The organism is Sedimentisphaera salicampi (assembly GCF_002117005.1).
GTDB classification, from domain to species: Bacteria; Planctomycetota; Phycisphaerae; order Sedimentisphaerales; family Sedimentisphaeraceae; genus Sedimentisphaera; species Sedimentisphaera salicampi.
Genome location: NZ_CP021023.1, coordinates 1313411 through 1329337, shown reverse-complemented (window position 1 = coordinate 1329337; position 15927 = coordinate 1313411). Strand labels below are relative to the sequence as shown.

At 47.8% G+C, this 15927-nt stretch carries 13 protein-coding genes and 2 tRNA genes; all 15 read left to right on the top strand.

Annotated elements, in window-relative coordinates:
• Positions 1 to 2: 2 nt before the first annotated feature.
• Positions 3 to 3041: a glycoside hydrolase family 2 TIM barrel-domain containing protein gene (locus STSP1_RS04990; protein WP_085755295.1), complete on the top strand. Its 3039-nt coding sequence runs from the start codon at positions 3 to 5 to the stop codon at positions 3039 to 3041.
• Between the two features lie 161 nt (positions 3042 to 3202).
• Positions 3203 to 4303: a glycoside hydrolase family 53 protein gene (locus tag STSP1_RS04985; protein ID WP_085755294.1), complete on the top strand. Its 1101-nt coding sequence runs from the start codon at positions 3203 to 3205 to the stop codon at positions 4301 to 4303.
• Between the two features lie 282 nt (positions 4304 to 4585).
• Positions 4586 to 5638: a right-handed parallel beta-helix repeat-containing protein gene (locus tag STSP1_RS04980; protein ID WP_085755293.1), complete on the top strand. Its 1053-nt coding sequence runs from the start codon at positions 4586 to 4588 to the stop codon at positions 5636 to 5638.
• Positions 5639 to 5672: 34 nt separating this feature from the next.
• Complete coding sequence (locus STSP1_RS04975) at positions 5673 to 6263, top strand: hypothetical protein (protein WP_085755292.1); 591 nt, start codon at positions 5673 to 5675, stop codon at positions 6261 to 6263.
• A gap of 591 nt (positions 6264 to 6854) precedes the next feature.
• Positions 6855 to 6927 (top strand) — tRNA-Thr (locus tag STSP1_RS04970).
• Positions 6928 to 7023: 96 nt separating this feature from the next.
• A complete protein-coding gene (gene tuf, locus STSP1_RS04965; RefSeq protein WP_085755291.1) occupies positions 7024 to 8232 on the top strand; it encodes an elongation factor Tu in 1209 nt (402 codons plus the stop codon).
• A 168-nt stretch (positions 8233 to 8400) separates the two neighbouring features.
• Complete coding sequence (gene rpmG, locus STSP1_RS04960) at positions 8401 to 8568, top strand: 50S ribosomal protein L33 (protein ID WP_077541386.1); 168 nt, start codon at positions 8401 to 8403, stop codon at positions 8566 to 8568.
• Between the two features lie 9 nt (positions 8569 to 8577).
• Positions 8578 to 8650: transfer RNA gene (locus STSP1_RS04955), tRNA-Trp, on the top strand.
• Positions 8651 to 8691: 41 nt separating this feature from the next.
• Positions 8692 to 9081 carry a preprotein translocase subunit SecE gene (gene secE / locus STSP1_RS04950; RefSeq protein ID WP_085755290.1) on the top strand — a complete coding sequence of 130 codons (390 nt, stop codon included), beginning with the start codon at positions 8692 to 8694 and terminating at the stop codon, positions 9079 to 9081.
• Between the two features lie 15 nt (positions 9082 to 9096).
• Entirely contained in the window at positions 9097 to 9648 is a 552-nt protein-coding gene (nusG, locus tag STSP1_RS04945) for a transcription termination/antitermination protein NusG (RefSeq protein WP_085755289.1), read from the top strand.
• Between the two features lie 96 nt (positions 9649 to 9744).
• Positions 9745 to 10170: a 50S ribosomal protein L11 gene (gene rplK, locus STSP1_RS04940; protein ID WP_085755288.1), complete on the top strand. Its 426-nt coding sequence runs from the start codon at positions 9745 to 9747 to the stop codon at positions 10168 to 10170.
• 65 nt (positions 10171 to 10235) lie between these two features.
• Positions 10236 to 10925 carry a 50S ribosomal protein L1 gene (rplA, locus tag STSP1_RS04935; protein WP_085755287.1) on the top strand — a complete coding sequence of 230 codons (690 nt, stop codon included), beginning with the start codon at positions 10236 to 10238 and terminating at the stop codon, positions 10923 to 10925.
• Positions 10922 to 11452, top strand: coding sequence for a 50S ribosomal protein L10 (gene rplJ, locus STSP1_RS04930; RefSeq protein ID WP_085755286.1), 531 nt, complete (start codon positions 10922 to 10924; stop codon positions 11450 to 11452). Before rplA ends, rplJ begins: the two co-directional genes overlap by 4 nt.
• A gap of 137 nt (positions 11453 to 11589) precedes the next feature.
• Positions 11590 to 12000 carry a 50S ribosomal protein L7/L12 gene (gene rplL / locus STSP1_RS04925; RefSeq protein WP_085755285.1) on the top strand — a complete coding sequence of 137 codons (411 nt, stop codon included), beginning with the start codon at positions 11590 to 11592 and terminating at the stop codon, positions 11998 to 12000.
• A gap of 165 nt (positions 12001 to 12165) precedes the next feature.
• Positions 12166 to 15921 (top strand): DNA-directed RNA polymerase subunit beta, encoded by a 3756-nt coding sequence (gene rpoB, locus STSP1_RS04920; RefSeq protein ID WP_085755284.1) that lies wholly within the window; start codon positions 12166 to 12168, stop codon positions 15919 to 15921.
• Positions 15922 to 15927: the final 6 nt, after the last annotated feature.

Here is a 15927-nt window from a genome sequence, read left to right as displayed (position 1 = left end):
CAATGAAAAGATTAACGTTTTTGCTGTTTGTTCTGTGCATCTCTGTTTTTGCAAGGGAAAGGGTAAGCTTTGATTTCGACTGGAAATTCTCACGCGGCGATTTCTCCGGTGCAGAGAAGACTGGCTTTGATGATGATGGCTGGAGCGTTATAGATGTACCTCACGACTGGAGCATTGAAGGCGATTATGATAAATCCAACCCTTCAGGCCCGAGATGCGGCTATTTGCCCACGGGCATAGGCTGGTACAGAAAAGAGCTGGAAATCCCTGCACGCTGGGAAGGCAAAGATGTCCGTATAGATTTCGACGGTGTATTCCGAAAGTCAACAGTATTCGTTGACGGGAAAAAGCTCGGCCACCGACCCTACGGCTGGATCTCGTTTTCATACGACCTAACGCCCCATATTCAGGGCAGGGATAAGGTGCTGATAGCTGTGCGTGTGGACAACACAAAACAGCCTGCCGCCAGATGGTACACAGGCTCTGGAATCTACGCCCATACTTGGATTACCGCTGCTGAAAAGGTTAGAGTGGCCAAGTGGGGAGCTCAGATTATCTCGGAGCTCAAAGGCGATTCTGCACGCGTTGATGCAGGCATAAAAATCCGAAATACTTCTGATTCTGCCCGGAAGATTGTATGCAGGACAGCAGTAGCCGCCCCTTCAGGCAAAAAAGCAGCGGAAGAGGTGTCTGATGAGTTTGTTGTGCCCGCTTGCGGGGAATTCAAATATTCTCCGGCTTTCAATATTAAATCCCCTAAGCTCTGGTCTCCTGATTCTCCCTCGCTCTACAGACTCAATATAGAGCTTTTGGAGGGCGGCAATACAATAGATACATATACCGAGAATTTCGGCATAAGAACTACCCGCTGGGACGCAGATAAAGGCTTCTTTCTCAACGGAAATAATATCAAGATCCGCGGGATGTGTATGCACATTGATGCAGGACCGCTGGGGGCGGCTGTTCCGGATAAGATTCTTGAGCAGAGGCTGGAGATGGTTAAGGATATGGGCTGCAATTCGGTTCGAACATCGCATTACCCAAGGCCGCCGGTATTCTATGATATATGCGACAGGATAGGCCTTATGGTGATGGATGAAATATTCGACGGGTGGAAGCGGAAAGCCGCTCAGGACTACGGAGCCCTTGATTTCGACCGTTGGTGGAAAACAGACCTTACCGACTGGCTTCGGCGAGACAGAAACCATCCCAGCGTCATTATTTGGAGTCTCGGGAACGAAACCCACGGCAATGAGATTGCAGAGAAGATGGTGCGGATTTGCGGCCAGCTCGATCCAACACGCAAGGTTACAAGCGGGAGCTCAAGCTCGAAGATGATGCCGGTTTTCGGCGAAAACGGAAGAACGGAGGCCGTGAGCTACAAAAACCCTTCGGATAAGCCGTTTATAGGCACAGAATGTGTTCATACATGGCACGTACGTGGAAGTTACAGAACTCAAACTTGGTATCGCGACGGCTTCAAAAAGGGCAGGACTCTTGATATCCCCGACTTAACCGAACGGGAAATCTTTCATTACGACTGGACAGACTCCCACTCATACAAACGCTGCTTCAATTCTTCTTACGATAACAGCACCGTGCGGGATAATGTGCGTCATTTTGAGTTGAAAACGCAGAATAACGACTGGCTCAGCGGTTCGTACCGCTGGACGGCCTTCGATTATATAGGCGAGGCGGGGTATATCTCCGGCGGCTGGCCGTTCAAGCTCTTCAACAGCGGCGTGATAGATATGGCCAACTTCCCAAAAGATGCCTACTACCTCTACAAGAGCCTCTGGAAAGACGGTGCGAAGGAGCCTATGGTGCATATCCTCCCGCACTGGACACACCCGAAAATGCCCGAAGGTACAGAAATACCCGTTCACGTTTATTCCAACTGTCAGGAGGTAAAGCTGTACTGCAATGGCGAAAATCTCGGCTTGCAGGAGCTTGATGTGAGCCGCTGGGATAAGATGAACGGCGAATGGCTCGTTCCCTGGGAGCCGGGCGAAATTAAGGCTGAAGGGTATATTGACGGCAAGCTTGTTTGCAGCGAAACTGTTCGAACAGCTTCATCCCCTGCGGGAATCAAACTTGAAACCGACAATTCCTCACTGAAGGCAGGGGGCAGAGATTACGCGCAGGTTGCTGCAAGTATTACCGATGAAAGCGGCAATTTCTACCCCTACGGTGAAAACCGCGTTTACTTCAGGCTCTTCGGGGCAGGTGAGATCAAGGCCACAGGCAGCGGCAGTCCAATTGATGTGGAAACGCACAACAAGCCGGACAGGAAGGCCTTTATGGGGCTGGCAAAGGCATACGTTCGAAGCGGACAGGAAACCGGAGACGCTCTTCTTTTAGCCGCATCAATCCTCGGCGAGAAAAGGCAGATTACTTCAAATAAAGCCGCTATTGATGTTGCACAGATTGCTCTTGCAGGCTCGCCTGAAAGGCTGGAAACAAAGGTGAAATATGCAGTTGGCGAGCAGGCGGGGATCAGCGATGCCAAGCAGTATTATGCACCTTTCAGTATTCCGGAAAAATGCGTTGTAAAGGCTTGGATTTACGCTGATGACGAGCTTGTGCTTGAATGTGAGGAAAGCTTCGGCGATGAAGGCCTTGTATGGCAGCAGGCAAAGCTCGAGGAAAAAGGCGTTTACTACGAGGCCGAATCGGCAGATTTTGATGGAGCAAATTTCGCAAAAGCCGGCAGGGGATACACAGGAACCGGGTATCTCGATTTCAAGGGCAGTGAAGGCGGGATTGAATGGTCTGTAACCACAGACGGCGGCGGGGAGTCAGTGTGGCTTATATTCCATTATGCCGGCAGCGACCCCGACGGCGGCCGAGATATGGAGCTGATTTTCAACGATCATAGCCCTGAAAAGCTGCGATTCGAAAGCACCTCCAACTGGCAGAATGACTGGCGCAGCCTGAAGGTAAAGCGAAAGATGAGGCTCGGATCGAATATCATTAAGCTCAATACTGCCGGCCAAAGTGGAATGAATATCGACAAACTTGAAGTTAGAGCGATTCGGTAAAACGCAGGCAGGAAGTCCGGCTGCGGCATCTGTTTTATAGAATTTGTTTGAGATTCTTTAAAAGTTGCTGAGATTCTCTGATTTTTTGGAAAATTTTTCCGCCTTTCAAACATCTAATGTTAAGAAATATAATTTTGTATTAAAATTCAGGGAATTTCTTGATGTTCAGCAAAGCAGCAATTTTTCTAACGAGTGTGTTTCTATCAGTTCTCTGCCCTGCGGAAGAGAAGGTTGAAGGCGAATTTTACTATGGCGCTGATATCTCAGCTCTTGCCAAGATTGAGCAAATGGGCGGTGAATTCAAATCTGACGGCCAGCCAGCAGACCCTATAGAGCTTTTTACCCAAAACGGATGGAACTGCGCAAGGCTTAGGCTTTTTGTAAATCCAAACCACAAGGGGGCTGTTGTAAACGACCTTGAATACACGCTGAAGCTCGCAGAAAGGGCGAAAACCGCTGGTATGGATCTCCTGCTGGATCTGCATTATTCAGACACATGGGCAGACCCAGGGCATCAGCGTAAACCGGCAGAATGGAAAAACCTTGATTTCTACCGCCTCAGAGAGAAGGTGGAGAGCTATACCGCAAGGGTTATCAAAAGCTTCTGCGATAAGGGGATCTGTCCAGAGATGGTGCAAATCGGCAACGAAATCAATCCGGGTTTCCTTTGGCCTGAGGGAAAGATAGAATGGAAGAATGAAAAGAGCTGGCTGAGGTTTGCGCATCTGATCAAGGCGGGAATCCGAGGCGTTCGTAAGGCTTCGCCCGAGGGTAAGAGAATCAAAACCGTTATCCATACAGCACTTGGCGGGAATGTCTCTGCCACAAAAACCTTCTTCGATCATATGGAAAAGTACAGAGTTGATTACGATGTTATTGCCCAGAGCTGCTATCCCTGGTGGCATGGAACGCTTGAGGAGATTGGGAAAAATCTTGAGTTTATGGCGGACAGATACGATAAGGAAATCATAATCGCTGAAACAGCCTACCCGCACAAAGAAAAATTCTCGCAGGGTAAAGGCGATTGGACAGAAGAACGTATGGCTTGGCCTATGAACGAAAAAGGGCAGGCCCAATTCCTCAAAGAGCTCACAAAAACCGCAAAATCCACCCCGAACGGCAAATGCATCGGTATATTCTATTGGTATCCCGAATCCATCAATGTAAAAGGTATGCATACGTGGATGAACGGGGCGATGGCTCTGTTCGATAAAGACGGCTTACCGCTCAAGGCTCTCAAAGCACCGATGAAACAGAAATGAGCTATATTCAAACCGGCTTATGCAACTCGTATTTGTTCCAGTTTTCCCGTAAATCCAACCGTTTCAGTGCGATTTAACTTGAAACCGTTTTTTATTATGCTAATCTAATCTCGTACTTGTTTGTTGTTTCGCATTTTTATTTTTCACCATAAACACAGCACACTGATTTTCGACAATTTTGCAGATGTTTATTGTCTGCGAAATCTTTCTTTGAAATAGATAGTTTGCAGTTTTTGTATTTCTGCAAAGTTTAAGAGTTGTTTTTAATGAAAGGATTTCAAAATGAAATTCACAAAAAAATCAGTATGCATTTCTATCGCCTTTCTTTTTGTATTGAGCTTCTCGGCAGCTTTGTCAGCGGGCGAGCTTGAGCCCTCAGCTCCTCCATCCTCGGGTACAATGAAAACCCTTGATGAGGTTGAGCCGCGAATCCCAATCCCTGGCTCAGAGACTCCAGTTAGCACATTCGAGATTGAGGAATCAGGCTCCTACTACCTCACCGGCAGCAGAGTATGCTCCTCAACCGGCATCTATATTGGTTCAGGCGTAAACAACGTTACAATTGATCTCAGCGGCTGCACGCTATCAGCTGTGGAAGGTTCTACAGGCACTGGAATCCTAATGCAGAGCTGCCGGAATGTGAGCATCTTGAACGGAACTGTTGAAGGCTTCGCAAACTGTGGAATAGCCGAATACAACAGCTATGGAAATGCAAAAGGGCATAGAATATTTGGGGTTACTGTTGCTGGAACAGGAGCCGCTCATACTTCTTTCGATGCGATATCTCTCTCAGGCGGCAAGCATATAATCGAAAACTGCATAATCAGAGACAACAGCAACGATGGTATTGTACTCAGCAGCGGCGGAGGAACAGTAAGGAATAATGATGTCAGTAACAATGGCTCTAACGGCATAGTTGTTTACCGTAGAAATAATGTTGAAGGCAACAGGTGCTGCTGGAACGGTGATTCAGGAATAAACAGCAATGGGCCTAGCATAATTAAGGATAATGTTTGCATCAGCAACGAGGAAAAGGGTATTCAAACGCAGGACGGATGCAGGATAATAGGCAATCTTGTTTCTTCAAACTATAATTACGGCATCTATGCTGGTGATAATTGCTGCATAAAAGGCAATACTGCTAACAGTAACGGCAGCGGAGGCATTCACGGGACTTACAACTGCCTCTTTGTTGATAATGTGGCCTGCGAGAATTCAACCTACGGAATTCACGCCAGCTCAGACGGGTACATAGACAGCAATACTGCCGTGGATAACGGAAACTCGAATATTTATTCTGCCGGCAGCACACTTGGGAGTAATCATGCACCGTAATACCGCAAAGCTAATTCGATAGAAAGGGGCTTAAATGAATACTTATATAAAAAGTTTTTCTGTGATTGCCTTTCTGATTTTCTCTGCTGGGCTGCCTGTTTCTGCTGAAAATATAGACCCATACGACGACGGCAATCAGTATGCATGGAGCGAAAACGCAGGCTGGCTGAATTTCCAGCCCGCTCAGGGCAGCGGTGTTCACGTGTCTTCTGATTCGGTTGAAGGGTTTGTTTGGGCAGAGAATATCGGCTGGATCAACCTCTCGCCCTCAAGCTATGGAGGCATTGAAAATGACGGCAGCGGGAACCTTTCAGGCTTCGCTTGGGCTGAGAACGCAGGCTGGATCAATTTTGCACCAACCCACGGCGGAGTAACCATTGATGCGGAAGGTGAGTTTGCCGGCTGGGCTTGGGGAGAAAATATCGGCTGGATAAATTTCTCTGTGCTCGATGCCGTGCAGGCCTGCAGAGTGTGTAATGAAGATCTGCTGAATATGGCAGATAACTGGCTGAGCGGAGCAGCTCAAGCAGATCTGAACAACGATTTTAATGTCGATATGATAGATTGCGCAATTTTAGCAGACTACTGGCTGGACTACTGCCCAGACGCATGGCCTCTGAAATGATTTTGGAAGGATCAAAAGGAGTTCCGAGGAAACTGATTATGCCTTATCTCAGACGGGCTGTCCTTGCAAAAGTTCGTTGTCCAATTTGTCGCATTCGTCCTGATTTCGGGCAAATTAAATGTCTGCGGCTATGAAACGTCGCCTTTGCTCCGGCCTGCCGAATATACACGAAAGCGGTGGACAATGAGCCACTCCGGAAAGCTCAATTGTTCGCTCGCCGTCTTTTTCCCCAAAAAAGCAGCCGCTCAGAGCATCTCGGAAGTGGTCAATCACTGCTTTTAACTGATAACTCGATTTGGTTGGACTTGCTCTTTGAGGAGTTCTTTAAACCTTTCGAAAGGGGGTTGTTAAAAGTTTTTGCAAGTCTTCTTTTTTTTGCTTGCTGGTGTTCTGGTATGGCTTGATTTGCGGGGTGCGCGATAACAGAGATAACTTTTTTGGCAAAATATCAAAAAAAGTTTTAAAATTTTTTGTTTTTTATTTGCATCCTTGTCAAATTTTATTACTATGTTCGCTCTATTTTGAGCTTTAGCGGGGACGGTGTGAGTATTGGTCTGAGCTACTCCGTGCTTGATAAAGGCGTTGAGTTCCGCTGCTGTAGCTCAGTTGGTAGAGTACATCCTTGGTAAGGATGGGGTCATGGGTTCAAGTCCCATCAGCAGCACTTGCCCAGCCTTGCTAAGCTTGAAATAAGCGTAAAATAAATCGGCGAAAATTAAAGAGAATTTATGTAATCTGAATTTTAGGGAGTAAACCTGAAATGGCAAAAGCAGTATTCGAAAGGACCAAGCCGCACCTGAACATTGGTACAGTTGGTCACATTGACCACGGTAAGACAACTCTTACAGCGGCAATCACAATGCGCATGGCGAACAATCGCGGCGAAGAGGGCAAAAGATTTGATGAAATCGACAATGCTCCCGAAGAGAAAGAGCGTGGTATTACTATTAATACCGCTCACGTAGAGTATGAAACAGACAAAAGGCACTATGCACACGTTGACTGTCCTGGACACGCCGACTATGTAAAGAACATGATTACTGGTGCTGCTCAGATGGACGGTGCTATTATGGTGGTAGCGGCCTCAGACGGCCCGATGCCTCAGACACGTGAGCACCTCCTGCTCGCACGTCAGGTAAACGTTCCCAGAATTGTTGTGTTTATGAACAAGGTAGATCAGGTTGATGATCCTGAACTGCTCGAACTGGTAGAAATGGAAATTCGTGAGCTTCTCAGCAAGTACGAATTCCCGGGTGATGAGGTTCCGATTATTCAGGGTTCAGCTCTGAAGGCTATGGAATCAAACGGTAAGGACGACGAGGCATGCAAGTGCATCGATGATCTTATGGGTGCAGTTGATGACTACATCCCGGTACCTGAGCGTGCTGTAGATCAGACATTCCTGATGCCAGTTGAAGACGTGTTCTCCATCAAGGGGCGTGGTACTGTAGGAACCGGTCGTGTAGAACGCGGCGTGATCCACGTGAACGATGAAGTTGAGATCGTTGGTCTCGGCGAGACACGCAAGACCACCTGTACAGGCGTTGAGATGTTCAACAAAACTCTTAACGAAGGTCAGGCTGGTGATAACGTTGGGCTTCTGCTCCGCGGCGTTGAAAAGAAAGACCTCGTACGCGGTCAGGTGCTCGCAACTCCTAAGTCTATTACACCGCACACCAAGTTCAAGTGTGAGGTATATGTACTTACTAAGGAAGAAGGCGGACGTCACAGCCCGTTCTTCGCTGGATACCGTCCTCAGTTCTATTTCCGTACAACTGATGTAACCGGCTCTGTGAACAAGATTATGAGCCGTGAAGGAAACGAAGCTGAGATGTGTATGCCGGGCGATAACATCGCTATGGAAGTAGAAATCATTGCACCAATCGCTATGGAAGATGGCCTCCGCTTCGCTATTCGTGAAGGCGGACATACTGTAGGTGCCGGCGTTGTTACCGAAATTATCGAGTAACCAGCTTAAGTAAATATCAGTCGGGCGGTCAGACCGGCCGTCCGGCTTTTTTTATCTCAAATTTTTAATTAGTATCTTTTCTGCCGCTGCGGGAACGTTTTCTCTTTAGATATACGGCGGAATTGTTTGCAGCCAGCTCTATTTTAGAGGCCAGTAAGAGGTAAAAAAATGGCAAAATCACTCAAAAGAGAACACGTTTGGTTTGAATGCAAAGATTGCGGCTCAAGGAATTACCGTACTCCCGTTAATGTGGTAGGCGGTGTTCCAAAAATTGAGCTGAAGAAGTACTGCAAAAATGAACGAAAGCATACTGTTCATAAGATCAGACGAAAATAAAACGCGCTTAGGACACTAGCTCAATTGGCAGAGCATTGGTTTCCAAAACCAAAGGTTGGGGGTTCGATTCCCTCGTGTCCTGTTAATAGTATAAATGCGCATAATATTTGGCAGAGGTAATCCATGCAGCTATATATATACAAAAGAGGACAGGGATATCATACTCGTTTATGGACAAGTCTTGCGTGTTTTGCGCTGGCATGCTGGGGCTGCTACAGACTCAGCGAGATGCTCACCATGACTGGAAACCCGTGGATTGAGTATATGGTTCCAGCAGCAGTTTTGGCGGGGCTCAGCTGGCTTATTTATTCTGTCCAGAATAAGCCAAATTTTGCAGATTTCCTCATCGAATCAGAGGGAGAGCTCAAGAAGGTGAGCTGGTCTTCCAGAGCCCAGATTATAGCTTCTACGATGATTGTGATATCTGTGGTTGTGATAATCTCCCTGCTTCTGGGGGCTGTAGATATCGGTTTCCGTTCTATGTTTGAGTATGTGTTCAAGATTTACTCGTAAGGTGAGGTCTGTTTTATGCAGTGGTATGTGCTGAGGGTGGCCTCAAACAAGGAAAATTACGTCCGTGATACGATCGAGAAAAAGGTTAAGCTTGAACATCTTGAGGAGTATGTCGGAAGGGTGGTAGTTCCTACTGAGAGAAAAAGAGAACGCACCAAAGAAGGAAAAGACCGAATTAAAAACCAGAAGCTCTATCCCGGTTATGTGTTTATGGAGCTTGAGACGGATGAAAACGGCAGGATTCCTGAGAAGCCGTGGTTCTTGATTAAAGAAACCGGCGGTGTTGGCGATTTCATCGGCACTGAAGGCGTGCCTACTCCAATGCGGGATACGGAGGTGGCCAAGATGCTTCAGGAAGTTGAAAAACAGGAAACTGAAGAGGAACCTGTTTTCAAGCTTGAATTTAATGTTGGCGATCCGGTTAAAATAATAGACGGCGCTTTTGAAAATACAGAAGGTGTGGTTGATTCGGTTGACACCGAGAGGGGTGTGGTAAGGGTGATAGCTAACGTCTTTGGAAGAAGCACACCAATAGAGATTGAATACTGGCAGCTCGAAAAGGGCTAGCCTGTTTCTGATATTTGCCGTGGGCAGCGTGAAATTTCTGTTGCCGGCGGGATTTGATAAAAATACTTTTTTACGAGTTCAAGAGGTTTATAAAAAATGGCAAAAGAACTAACCGGACAGATTAAGCTTCAGGCATCGGGCGGGAAGGCAACGCCAGCACCTCCGATTGGCCCTGCGCTTGGTCAGCATGGTGTGAATATTGGTCAGTTCGTCCAGCAGTTTAACGATCAGACAGCTGAGCTTAACGGAATGACTGTTCCCGTTGTAATTAATGTTTACAGCGACAGAAGCTTTGATTTTATCGTAAAGAGCCCTCCAGCGGCAGTTCTTCTTATGAAGGCAGCGGGGCTGGACAAGGGCAGCGGCGAGCCAAACACAAACAAAGTGGGCACTGTTACCAAGGCTCAAATACGTGAAATCTCTGAGATGAAAATGAAAGACCTGAACGCCTATAAGGTAGAATCAGCAGACCGCATCATTGAAGGTACGGCGCGCAGCATGGGCATTGAGGTTTCAGGATAATATTGTTTGCTTACCACGGCTTCAGTGGGAGCGTTGACTGAGATTTAACGCGAAAGGAAAATTGAATGAATAAAAGCAGAAGATACCGGGAGGCAGCAGAAAAAGCCCCCAAACAGCCTCTTTCTGTGAAGGATGCTGTAGAGGTATTAAAAGGTTTCTCTGCGACGAAGTTTGACCAGTCGGTGGATGTAGTGATGCATCTGGGGATCGACCCTCGCCAGTCTGATCAGCTTATCAGAGGAGCCCTTTCCCTTCCAAACGGAATCGGGAAAACAAAAAAGGTAATTGCGTTCTGTGAAGATACAGAAGCCGAAGATGCAAAAGCTGCCGGTGCTGTTGATGCAGGCGCAGATGAACTCGTAGAAAAGGTTTCAGGCGGATGGCTTGATTTTGATGTTGCCATAGCTTCGCCAAAGCTTATGAGCAAGGTCGGCAAGCTCGGCCGAGTACTCGGCCCGCAGGGAAAGATGCCTTCTCCTAAAAACGGTACGGTTACCCCTGATGTGGTTACTGCTGTTAAAGAGTTTTCTGCCGGCAAGGTTGAATTCAGAAACGACAGCGGCGGAAACGTGCATGCAGTGGTCGGGAAGCTCAGCTTCAGCGACAAGAAACTCGTTGAGAATATAAAGTATTTTATCGACCAGATAGATAAAATGAAGCCCGAATCAGTTAAGGGCACATATATTAAGAAGGTATGCATCAGTTCAACAATGAGCCCTGGTGTTGAGATTGAGCTGAAAGGTGAAGAAAAATGAGTAAGTTTGTAAAACAATTACTTCAGAGAGAACTTGAGGCCCAGTTTAAGGATGTTGAGAATTTTCTCGTAATCGGTATTGATGGAATCGGCGGAAACCAGAACAACCAGATGCGTGCAGACCTCAGCGAAAAGGGCATCACGATTAAGGTTGTCCGCAACAGCCTTATGAGGAAGGTTCTCAATTCTGCTGATAAAGAGCAGGCGACAGAGCTTTTCAAGTCAGGGCAGTGCACTGTAGCTTACGGCGGCGACAGCATTGTAGATGTTGCCAAAGAGATGGTAGATCTCAAGAAGAAGCTGAAGGTTCTGGATCTGAAAGGGGCTTTCGTAGAAGGCAGTGTAGTTGGCGCCGAAGGCGTAAGCGACCTTGCCAAGATGCCGAACCGTGCAGAGCTGCAGGCTCAGATTGTGCAGATTTCTCAGACACCGGCTTCAAATGTTGCAGGTGCGGTGGAAAGTCCTGCATCAAATATTGCGGGCTGCCTGAAAACTCTTATCGAGCAAAAGGAAGAGCAGGCTGCTTAGTCTGCCTTCAAAAGGATAATAAACAGAAGACAATCTATTCAATTATTACGGCATTTGTCGGTCGTCCCGAAAGGGTTAAACGCGGCGGCGTAGCTGCGGCAGTCGGCATAAGCGGGTAATAAAAGGAGATTAATAATATGAGCGAAGAAGCAAAAACATTCAGCGACGATATTAAATCGATCGGCGACAGCATTGTAAACCTTACTCTGATGCAGGCTAAAGAGCTTGCTGATTACCTCAAGGAAGAGTATGGAATCGAACCTGCAGCCGGCGGCGCAGTAATGATGGCAGGACCTGCAGCAGGCGGCGAAGGCGGAGACGAAGAAGAGGAGGAAAAGACCTCTTTCGATGTTATCCTCGAAGCTGCAGGCGACAAGAAGATTGGTGTTATCAAGGAAGTTCGCGGAATTACAGGCCTCGGACTGAAGGAAGCAAAAGAGCTGGTTGATAATGCACCTAAGCCGATAAAAGAAGGCGCTTCTAAAGAAGAGGCAGAAGAAATGAAAAAGCAGCTTGAAGAAGCAGGCGCTACAATCAAGCTCGACTAAAAACTTTCCAACGGCTGCCGAGGCGGCCTGATATCTTTGAATTTATAGTGGTGTCGGGTAGGAGAGATGCTCTCCTTCCCGTACACCTTTATTGCGTTTATATATGCCGGGCTTTAGCACCGGCAGACTCGTGCTTGCATTATCATATTTAAGCGGAGATTTTGAATGGGGCCAAGAGCAGTACGAAATTTTGGGAAAATAAATAAAACTATTCCTGTACCGGATTTAACAATGGTGCAGAGAGAGAGCTACAGGAAATTCCTCCAGCTCGACAAAAATCCTGCAGAGAGAGAAGATTTCGGCTTGGAAGCCGTTTTCAGGGAGTCTTTTCCGATAGAAGGGCAGGACCTTACCCTTGAATATCTGCACTACGCCCTGGAGAGACCGAGGTACACGCCTCTGGAATGCAAGGAGCTTAAGCTGACCTACGGCTATCCGCTCCGTGTTACATTCCGGCTTACAAACAAAAAGCTTGATGAAGTTACCGAGCAGGCAGTATTTCTCGGGGAGATGCCAGTTATGCTCGGGGGCGGTACATTCATCGTAAACGGAGCTGAGAGGGTTATCGTAAACCAGCTTCACAGAGGCCCTGGCGTTGACTTCGGCATCGAAAGCAAAGAGGCAGACAGGGTTCTTCACGGAGGCAGGATTATTCCCGAAAGGGGAAGCTGGCTTGAGGTAAATGTAACCAAGAAAGACCAGCTCATTGTTAAGATTGATCAGTCCAATAAGCTCCCGGCAACTGTGCTATTGCGCGCTATGGCTCCAGAATACGGAACTACAGCCGCAGTTATAAGGCAGTTTTACGAAACAGAAGAAATTTCACCTGCCAAACTTGAGCCCACAATGTGGGCAGTGGGGCAGGTTGTAGATACCGAAACCGGAGAAATCATTGTTGACTCCGGCCATCAGATAGGCGAGAGAGTAGGCCAGATTCAGGGCAGCGGCATTGACAAAATTGAGGTTGTGAAAAATCTCAACGATATGCTTATCCTCAACACCCTCGCTGAGGATGACTGCGAAACCTACGAACACGCCCTTATAAAGATATATTCAAAGCTGCGTCCGGGGAACCCTGCAAACGTTGAAAAGGCTGAGCAGCTGTTCAACGAACGTTTTTACGACAAGAGCAGGTATCGTCTCGGGAAGGTTGGCCGTTTCCGCCTGAACAGGAAATTCGGGACAGATGTTTCTGAAGAACATCAGACCATCAGACCGCAGGACTATATTAACGTTGTCAGCTACATCCTCAGGCTCAGGGCAAATCAGGGTGAGATTGATGATATCGACCATCTCGGTAATCGCCGCGTTAGAACTGTGGGCGAGCTGGGCTCAGATGAGATCAGAAAGGGGCTCTTAAAGCTCCGCAGAACTGTTACAGACAGGATGAGCAGCAAGCAGGCCGAAGATATCAAGAAAATTTCGGATATTGTAAACAGCAAGAGCGTTTCGAATCATATCGACGCCTTCTTCGGCAGAGGCGAGCTGAGTCAGGTGGTTGACCAGACAAACTGCCTCAGTCAGCTCACGCACGAAAGAAGGCTCTCAGCTCTCGGCCCGGGCGGGCTCAACAGAAAACGCGCAGGCTTTGAAGTTAGAGACGTTCACATTTCGCACTACGGGAGGATTTGTCCTATTGAAACACCTGAAGGTGCCAATATCGGGCTGATTTCCTCACTCGGTGTTTACTCGAGCCTTGATGAATACGGCTTCCTGATGACGCCTTATATGAAGGTTAAGAACCGCAAGCTCACCGGCGAGGTTGCTACAATGCGTGCGGATAATGAAGATGATGTGGTATGTGCGCCGCCGGCAGCTTTAGATTTGAAAGACCAGAAGAAGCTCAGGTCAGGCCCGGTGCTCGCACGTGAGAAGGGCGAACTCACTCAGATAGACAGCAAAGAAGTTGAGTATCTTGATGTTTCTTCACAGCAAACTGTGGGTATTTCAGCTTCGCTTATCCCATTCCTCGATCACGACGATGCCAACAGGGCTCTTATGGGCTCGAATATGATGAGGCAGGCGGTTCCGCTGCTCAAAACAGAAGCGCCATTTGTGGGAACGGGCATGGAATATGAAGTTCCCAAGAACACCCCAATGGTTGTTAAAGCCCGCCGCAGCGGCACGGTTACCGCAGTTGATGCTACGAAGATTGTAGTTGACGACAGGGACGAATATCACCTTCGCAAATACCGCGGCCTCAATGAAAGAACCTGCCTTAACCAGAAGCCTACTGTAATCCTTGGCGATAAGGTTGAACAAGGGCAGATTATTGCAGACGGCGGAGGAACATGCAACGGTACGCTTTCTATTGGAAAGAACCTTCTCGTTGCATTTATGCCTTTCGACGGATACAACTTCGAGGACGCTATTCTTATAAGCCAGAAGGTGGTTAAGGAAGACACTTTCACAAGTGTTCATATAGATGAGTTCGAGGTAGAGGTTCGCGAAACCAAGCTTGGACGAGAAGAGTTTACAAGAGATATCCCGAATGTGGGCGAGAAGATGCTCCGGAATCTTGATGCCCGCGGCGTGATCTGCGAGGGAACTCGGGTTGGCCCGGGCGATATACTCGTGGGCAAGGTGTCTCCGAAGAGCAAAACTGAGCTTACGCCTGAAGAGAAGCTCCTGCATGCCATTTTCGGCAGGGCTGGCGAAGATGTGAAAAATGATTCGCTTGTTATGCCCAGCGGCCACGAAGGGGTAATAATAGGCACAAAGCATTTCCGCAGATACACAGCAACCAACGAAGCGGAAAAGAAAGAGCTTAACGAAAAAATCGAAAAGCTCAGAAAAGAATCTCTCGGAAAGCAGATTCGTCTTTTCAGAAATATGATGGAAACTGTTTACAGCGAGCTGGGCGAGGTTGATGTTATCGATCCGGACACCCTTCAGAAGGCAGGGGTGAGCAAGGATGATGATGTGATCGCTGAGCAGATTGAGAGTTTCTCTCCAAGCTGGCTCAAGCAGAGCAATAAAAAGAAGAAATTCCAGGAAATCGTAGATATGTACTGGCCGCAGATTGTTGAGATCGGTCAGGAGCTCGAGAGAGTTACCGAGCATATGAAGCGGGGCGATGAGTTGCCCAACGGTGTGCTCGAGAAGGTGAAGATCTACGTAGCTATGAAACGTCCGCTCTCTGTGGGTGATAAGATGGCAGGCCGCCATGGTAATAAGGGGATTATCGCAAGGATTATGCCGGAAGAAGATATGCCGTTCCTTGATGACGGAACTCCGGTTGACATCCTGCTCAACCCTCTCGGCGTGCCTTCACGTATGAATGTTGGCCAAATTCTCGAAACGCATCTGGGCTGGGCGGCTAAAGTTCTCGGATTCGACGGCATAACCCCTGTGTTTGACGGGGCAACCGAAGAGGAAATATTCGAGCTTACAATGCAGGCAAACGAGCACGTGAAAAATGTTCGAGACGAATGCGAGAAAACAAAAACACCGCCTCCGAAAGACCAGCTTCTCTCGGTTGTGCCTGATACCCTAAAGAATCAGCTTTACGACGGCCGTACTGGTGAGCCGTTTGAGCAGAGAGGCACGGTTGGGTATATGTATATGCTCAAACTGCACCACCTTGTTGATGATAAGCTGCACGCAAGGAGCACCGGACCATACAGCCTCATCACTCAGCAGCCTCTCGGCGGTAAAGCCAGGGCAGGCGGTCAGCGTTTCGGTGAGATGGAAGTATGGGCGCTTGAAGGCTATGGAGCTGCATACCTTCTGCAGGAAATTCTTACTGTTAAGAGCGATGATATTGAAGGCCGCAGCAAGATATACGAATCTATGGTGAAGGGCAATAATTCTCTTCAGGCCGGTACGCCTGTTTCGTTTGAAGTTCTCTGTAATGAGATTAAGGGTCTTGGCCTGAATATGAGACTTGAAAGAACCAAAAAAGACAATTCGCCGTTTTAGGTGTGA